The sequence below is a fragment of the Hydrogenivirga sp. genome (assembly GCF_056450045.1).
The window spans coordinates 1-6,720 of the sequence record NZ_JBWONM010000202.1; the positions used below are offsets into that span (position 1 = coordinate 1).

Consider the following 6,720-nt stretch of genomic DNA (forward strand, 5'->3'; position numbering starts at 1 on the left):
CTTGAGTTTGCAGCCTCAAGGGGAGGTGGGATGACCTTCAGGGAAGGAAGGCTTGTCCTGAATACGGAGCAAAACGTTGAAGCTCTCACCTTCATGCGGGACCTAATTCACAGATACCACATATCCCCGCCCAACACCTACACCGAGATGAAGGAAGAGGAGGTAAGGATATTCTTTCAGAAGGGGAACGCCCTATTTGAGAGGAACTGGCCCTACGCCTGGGCACTCCATCAGAGCAAAGACTCAAAGGTGAGGGGAAAGGTGGGTATAGCACCCCTTCCAAAGTTCAGGGGTGGGAAGAGGGCATCAACCCTCGGAGGGTGGCACATAGGCATTTCAAGGTTTTCCGATACCAAGAGGGAGAGCCTTGAGTTTCTGAAGTTTGTCCTATCTTACGAAGTCCAGAAGAGGCTCGCCCTTAACCTCGGCTGGAACCCGGGCAGGACCGATGTCTACGAGGACAGGGAGGTCCTTGAAAGGATGCCCCACTTCAAGGTATTGAGGGAGGTTTTCAACTACGTGGTCGCCCGCCCCGTCTTTCCCTACTACACCCAGGTGTCGGAGGTTCTTCAGAAGTATCTGAACGCCGCCCTGTCCGGCAGGCTGAGTCCTGAAGAGGCGCTCAGGAGAGCGGAGGAGGAGGTTAGGGAGGTTGTTGAAAGGTACTCTCGGTAGGTACAGCTCTGACGAGCTAAGGGACGCCTTTACCTTCCTGTTGCCCCTGATACTCTTCACCTCAATCTTTATCCTTCTCCCGGTTGTAGGGACCTTCCTGATAAGCACCTACAGGGAGGTGACCTTCCTTGAGAGGGAGTTTGTCTTCCTTGAAAACTACGTAAGGCTTTTGAGAGACGGAGCTTTCTGGCAGTCTCTGAGGTTTACGCTCCTCTTCGTCTTCGTCTCCGTTCCCTTAGAGATGGTCCTCGGTCTCGCCTTTGCCCTGATAATAAACGAGAGGATTCCCTTCAGGGGTCTTCTGAGGGCTGTGCTCCTCATACCCTGGGCTGTTCCCCTCGCCGTTTCCGCGAGGGTGTGGGAGCTTATCTACAACTACAACTACGGTCTTGCCAACCTACTCCTCCTAAAGCTGGGGATAACAGATGAACCGGTGAACTGGCTTGGGACTGAGCTCGGAGCCTTTACAGCTCTCGTTATATCCGATGTATGGAAGACGACGCCCTTCGTAGCCATAATATTCCTCGCTGGACTGCAGGCTATACCCGAGGAGATATACGCCCAGGCACAGATAGATAGAGCAAACCTCTTTCAGAGGTTCTTCAGGATAACCCTTCCCCTTCTCAAGCCCGTTGCCGTCGTCGCCCTTCTCTTCAGGAGTGTTGATGCCCTTAGGGTATTTGACCTCGTTTACGTCCTTACCCACGGCGGTCCCGGCGGCTCAACGACTTCCCTCTCCCTTTACGCTTACAAGCACTTCCTCGCAGGGGACTTCGGATACGGCTCCGCCGTCTCTGTGATCCTCTTCCTGATAGCCTTCCTCCTCTCAATCCTGTACGTGAGGGCGAGCCGTTTCCTTTCGGAGGTGGCGAGGTGAGTGAGAGATCTATCAAGCTCCTGCTCCTCTCCTTTGGCTCAGGCTTCATGGTTCTCTTTTGCCTCTTTCCCTTCCTTTATATGCTTCTGATAAGTCTGGGAAAGGACCCTACCTCCGTATGGAAGGGAATGGGCTTTCTCACCCTTGAGAACTACAGTGAGGTCCTCCAGAGGGAGTCCCTTCACTTTATTGATTACCTTCGCAACAGCATGGTAGTCTCTTCCGTGAGCGCCCTCTTCTCGGTCCTCATCTCCTCCCTCGCAGCCTACGCTGTGACGAGGCTCTCCTTCCCCGGAAGGTTTTCTCTTCTCTTCTTCGTTCTCGCCGTCTCCCTCTTTCCCCCTATAAGCATAGTTGGTTATCTCTTCAAGCTGATGTCCTTTCTTGGTTGGATAAACACCTACAGCTCTCTCATACTTCCCTACATATCCCTCAACCTCCCCCTTTCCCTCTGGATTCTGACGAGCTACTTCTCACGGATACCCCTTGAGCTTGATAGGGCTGCCCTCGTTGACGGGGCGAGCAGGTGGAGGATACTCTTCGGGATAATCCTGCCCGTAGCCCTTCCCGGTGTATTCTCCGCCTTTCTTCTATCCTTTATATTTTCCTTTAACGAGTTCATACTCGCTCTCACCCTCACCACCGATTACAGGGCGAGGACGGTGCCCGTGGGCATAGCCCTCTTTCAGGGGCTCCACGGGGAGATACCCTGGGGTACGATAATGGCTGCATCGGTCATCACAACCCTTCCCATAGTCCTCCTAACTATACTCTTTCAGAGGTACATAATCAGCGGTCTGACGAGAGGAGCTGTAAAGGGATGAGGCTGAGGGTAGCGAATCTGAGCAAGGAGTTTTACTCCGAGAGGGGAAGGGTAGAGGCTCTCAGGAACGTGAGCTTTGAGGTGGAGGAGGGGGAGATATTCGTGCTCCTTGGACCGAGCGGGAGCGGAAAATCAACAGCTCTAAACTTAGTAGCCGGGCTTGAGAAGCCGAGTGGCGGAGAGATATGGTTCGGAGATAGGCTCGTCGCCTCACCCAAAGATGGTGTCTTTATACCTCCGAGAGAGAGGAACGTTGCCATGGTCTTTCAGAGCTACGCCCTCTATCCCCACATGAGCGTATTTGATAACATAGCCTTCCCCCTCAGGGTGATAGGTGTGGACGGGAAAGAGATAGAGAGATCCGTCAGAGAGGTAGCCTCCCTGCTCGGCATCCTTGACCTCCTGAGGGCAAAGCCTGCGGAGCTCAGCGGTGGACAGAGGCAGAGGGTAGCCATAGCGAGGGCGCTTGTCAGGAAGCCCAACCTCTTCCTCCTTGATGAGCCCCTCTCAAACCTTGATGCCCAGCTCAGGCTTCACACGAGGATTGAGCTCAAGAGGCTGGTGCGAAGGCTCAAGATAACAACCCTGTATGTCACCCACGACCAGAGCGAGGCTATGAGCCTGGGGGACAGGATACTCCTTTTGAGGGAAGGCAGGGTGGAGCAGATCGGGAGTCCTCAGGAGCTTTACGAAAAACCAGCCAACAGGTTCGTCGCCACGTTCGTAGGCTCTCCACCTATGAACCTTATAAGGGCAAGACTTCTGAGGGAGAAAGGGGGACTCTTCATAGCAATTGGGAGCGCTAAGCTGAGGCTCCCCGAGGACAAGGCTCTTACCCTGAGGGATACCAGCCTGAGGGAGATACTGGTCGGAGTACGCCCCGAACACATGAGCTTGAATCCTCCCGACGGGGGAGTTCTCAAGGGAAAGGTTGTCTCCATTGATTACATGGGAAGGGAGGTACTCCTTCAGGTATCCACGGAGGCAGGGGAGATCTTTCTCCTGTCGGAGCCTGTTGATATCAAGGAGGGGGAGAGCATCACCGTCGGGATAGACCCCCACAAGGTTCACCTCTTTGAGGACTGATGTTATAATAAGAAGGCTAAAACGCACCTTTCCCGCTTGGGTTGCCCTTGTGGGTTCATCGGGAAAGGGAGGCAAAAACCCAAGGAGGTTTGGCTATGGCAGTTGTATCAATGAAGGAACTCCTTGAAGCAGGAGTTCACTTTGGACATTCCAAGTCCCGCTGGAACCCTAAGATGGCGCCTTACCTTTACGGCGTCAAGAACGGGATACACATCATTGACCTCAACAAGACGCTCGTCCTCCTTGAGGAGGCTTACAACTTCGTCTCAGACAGCGTCGCTCAGGGAGCAACTGTCCTTTTCGTAGGCACCAAGAGGCAGGCAAAGGAGATAATCAAGGAGGAAGCCCAGAGGTGTGGAGCCTTCTACGTAAACGAGAGGTGGGTAGGAGGGCTCCTGACGAACTTCCAGACTGTCAGGAAGAGCATTCAGAAGCTTAACAAGCTTGAAAGGATGGAGGCTGAAGGAGTCTTTGACGTCCTGCCCAAGACGGAGGTCAGGAGGCTCAGGAGGCAGATGGAGAGGCTCAACAAGCTCTACGGCGGGATAAGGGAGATGACAACCCTACCCGACCTTATCTGGGTGGTTGACACGGTCAGGGAGTACATAGCCGTCAGGGAGGCGAGGAAGCTCGGTATAACCGTTGTTGCTATAGCGGACTCCAACTGCGACCCGGACGTTATAGACTACCTTATACCCGGGAACGACGACGCTATAAAGTCGGTCAAGCTCCTTACAACGAAGATAGCGGATGCGGTTCTTGAGGGCAATACAAGGAGGGAGAGCGCCGAAGAGGAGGCTCCCAAGAGGGAAAGGAAGGTGATTGCGGTTGAGGAGGATGAGAAGAAGCTCTTTGAGAAGGCTGTCGCCATGTCCGAGAAGTACGAGGAGATAGACAAGGACACGGTTGATTACGAGTGATAGGAGGTTGGAGATGTCCGTGAGTATGAGCGATGTTAAGAAGCTCAGAGAGATGACGGGAGCCGGTATGCTTGACTGCAAGAAGGCTCTTGAGGAAGCTCAGGGAGATATAGAGAAAGCAAAGGAGATACTCAGGGTAAAGGGGCTCGCCAAGGCTGAGAAGAAGGCGAGCAGGGAGACCAAGGAAGGTCTCATAAGGGTCAAGGTAACCGAGGACAGAAAGAGAGGGGCGATGATAGAGCTGAACTGTGAGACAGACTTCGTTGCCCGGAACGAGGAGTTCCAGAGACTCGCCGACGACATCCTTGAGCACGTCCTCAGCCTTGAGGAGAACGCAAACAGAGAGGGTGACGGGTCCGATATACTCTGTCAGAAATTCTACAAGGACGATTCCAAGACCGTTGAAGAGCTCATAAAAGAAGCCATAGCCAAGATCGGTGAGAACATAAGGCTCTCCAGATACTGCAGGTACGACACGGAGGACTACCTCCACTCCTACGTTCACGGCGGTGGCAGGATAGGTGTTCTCTTAGACTTCAAAGCTCCCTCCCTGAGCGAGGAGGTTCTGAGGCTCGTTCAGGATGTTGCCATGCAGATAGCTGCTATGAGACCCGAGTACGTGAGCGTGGAGACGATACCCGAGGAAGCCCTTGAGCGGGAAAAGAAGATACTCATGGAGCAAGCTCGTCAGGAGGGAAAGCCAGAACACATCCTTGAGAAGATAGTCCAGGGCAAGCTCAAGAAGTTCTATCAGGAGAAGGTTCTCCTTGAGCAGGCTTTCATAAAGGACGACAAGAAAACGGTGGGGCAGGTTATAAAGGAATCAGGGCTCGGTGTGGAGATAAAGAGGTTCTGCAGATTTGAGCTCGGTGGTCTCTGATGGATGAACCAACCCCCAAGTACCGTCGCATACTCCTGAAGCTTTCGGGGGAAGCCTTTGCCGGCGAACAGGGCTACGGCATTGACCCCGACTTCCTTGAGTACATATCCCATGAGATAAAGAGCGTGCACCGGCTCGGGGTCCAGCTTGCCATAGTCATAGGGGGCGGGAATATATTCAGGGGCTTTCAGGGAGAAGGGATAGGTATAGATAGAGCGACCGCTGATTACATGGGAATGCTCGCCACCGTTATAAACGCCCTCGCCCTTCAGTCAGCTTTGGAGAGGCACGTTGATATTCCCACGAGGGTTCTCTCCGCAATAGAGATGAGGCAGGTCTCGGAACCCTACATAAGGAGGAGGGCTGTGAGGCACCTTGAGAAGGGCAGGGTCGTCATATTCGCGGGGGGAACTGGAAATCCCTTCTTCTCAACGGACACAGCGGCAGCTCTCAGGGCTGCGGAGATAGACGCCCAGGTTCTTATGAAGGCTACGAAGGTTGGAGGGATATACGACAAGGACCCTGAGAAACATCCCGATGCGGTGCTGATAAAGGAGATATCCTACCTTGAGGTCATAAACAGGGGTATAAGGGTTATGGACCATACCGCTCTGACCATGTGCAGAGAGAACAGGATACCTATAGTGGTGTTCAACATAAAGGAGAAAGGGAACTTAAGGGCTGCGGTTTTGGGAGAAGACATCGGCTCCCTCGTAAGGGGATAATAATAGTAAGGGGGTAAGGAGATGGTACAGGAGATAGAAGATATCCTTAAAGAGACCGAGAAGGATATGAAAAAGAGTGTGGAGCACTTCAGGGGTGAGATAGCCGGTATCCGAACGGGCAGAGCTTCAACAGCTATAGTGGAAGAGCTAAAGGTGGAGTACTACGGCTCAAAGGTACCCCTCAAACAGCTCGGCACGATATCCATACCCGAGCACAACCAGATACTCATACAGGTCTGGGACAACAACGCCGTTCCGGCGATAGAGAAGGTAATCAGGGAAGAGCTGGCTCTTAACCCGAACACCCAGGGGAACACGATAAGGATAAACCTCCCCCCTCTAACGGAGGAGAGGAGAAGGGAGCTTGTGAGAATGCTCCACAAGCTTGCCGAGGAGGCGAGGGTTGCTGTCCGGAACATAAGAAGGGACGCCAAGGATATGATTGAGGACCTTGAGGGTGTGTCTGAGGACGAGAAGAAGAGGGCACTTGAGAGACTCCAGAAGCTTACCGACAGGTACATAGATGAGATAAACAAGCTCCTTGAGGCAAAGGAAGAGGAGATAATGACGGTATGATACTTAGCAGAGATATCCTCATAGGGATAGCCTTGGCTGTGCTGATAGCTGCCCTTGTCGGCGGCTTGAACTACTGGAAGAGATACAAGGAGAGGGAGCTGGACAGGATCGCAGCCCTGGTTTACAGGTTTGAGAAGGGCGAGCTCAAGAGAGAGCAG

8 protein-coding genes are annotated in these 6,720 nt (G+C 53.2%); all 8 read left to right on the top strand.

Features of this window, described 5'->3' with window-relative positions; translation table 11 throughout:
* On the top strand, positions 1 to 675 hold a 675-nt coding region (locus AC1HCM_RS08305), incomplete at its 5' end, for an extracellular solute-binding protein (protein ID WP_479461302.1).
* Positions 653 to 1,552 (top strand): carbohydrate ABC transporter permease, encoded by a 900-nt coding sequence (locus tag AC1HCM_RS08310; RefSeq protein ID WP_479461303.1) that lies wholly within the window; start codon positions 653 to 655, stop codon positions 1,550 to 1,552. The genes AC1HCM_RS08305 and AC1HCM_RS08310, both read left to right, overlap by 23 nt.
* Positions 1,549 to 2,376, top strand: a complete 828-nt coding sequence (locus AC1HCM_RS08315) for a carbohydrate ABC transporter permease (RefSeq protein ID WP_479461304.1) — start codon at positions 1,549 to 1,551, stop codon at positions 2,374 to 2,376. The genes AC1HCM_RS08310 and AC1HCM_RS08315 overlap by 4 nt, the downstream gene beginning before the upstream one ends.
* The gene (locus AC1HCM_RS08320; protein ID WP_479461305.1) at positions 2,373 to 3,461 is read left to right on the top strand and encodes an ABC transporter ATP-binding protein; all 1,089 of its coding nucleotides are present in this window, start codon (positions 2,373 to 2,375) and stop codon (positions 3,459 to 3,461) included. The genes AC1HCM_RS08315 and AC1HCM_RS08320 overlap by 4 nt, the downstream gene beginning before the upstream one ends.
* 95 nt (positions 3,462 to 3,556) lie before the next feature.
* Positions 3,557 to 4,381, top strand: a complete 825-nt coding sequence (gene rpsB, locus AC1HCM_RS08325) for a 30S ribosomal protein S2 (RefSeq protein WP_479461306.1) — start codon at positions 3,557 to 3,559, stop codon at positions 4,379 to 4,381.
* A gap of 13 nt (positions 4,382 to 4,394) precedes the next feature.
* A complete protein-coding gene (tsf, locus tag AC1HCM_RS08330) occupies positions 4,395 to 5,261 on the top strand; it encodes a translation elongation factor Ts (protein WP_479461307.1) in 867 nt (288 codons plus the stop codon).
* Positions 5,261 to 5,986 (top strand): UMP kinase, encoded by a 726-nt coding sequence (pyrH, locus tag AC1HCM_RS08335; RefSeq protein ID WP_479461308.1) that lies wholly within the window; start codon positions 5,261 to 5,263, stop codon positions 5,984 to 5,986. The genes tsf and pyrH overlap by 1 nt, the downstream gene beginning before the upstream one ends.
* A 21-nt stretch (positions 5,987 to 6,007) precedes the next feature.
* Positions 6,008 to 6,562: a ribosome recycling factor gene (frr, locus tag AC1HCM_RS08340; RefSeq protein WP_479461309.1), complete on the top strand. Its 555-nt coding sequence runs from the start codon at positions 6,008 to 6,010 to the stop codon at positions 6,560 to 6,562.
* The last annotated feature ends 158 nt before the right edge of the window (positions 6,563 to 6,720 follow it).

What these genes read in the sequence shown, in the direction of transcription:
- AC1HCM_RS08320 (WP_479461305.1), top strand. Translation starts at nt 2,373, where the DNA reads ATGAGGCTGAGGGTAGCGAATCTGAGCAAGGAGTTTTACTCCGAGAGG.
- rpsB (WP_479461306.1), top strand. Translation starts at nt 3,557, where the DNA reads ATGGCAGTTGTATCAATGAAGGAACTCCTTGAAGCAGGAGTTCACTTT.
- tsf (WP_479461307.1), top strand. Translation starts at nt 4,395, where the DNA reads ATGTCCGTGAGTATGAGCGATGTTAAGAAGCTCAGAGAGATGACGGGA.
- pyrH (WP_479461308.1), top strand. Translation starts at nt 5,261, where the DNA reads ATGGATGAACCAACCCCCAAGTACCGTCGCATACTCCTGAAGCTTTCG.
- frr (WP_479461309.1), top strand. Translation starts at nt 6,008, where the DNA reads ATGGTACAGGAGATAGAAGATATCCTTAAAGAGACCGAGAAGGATATG.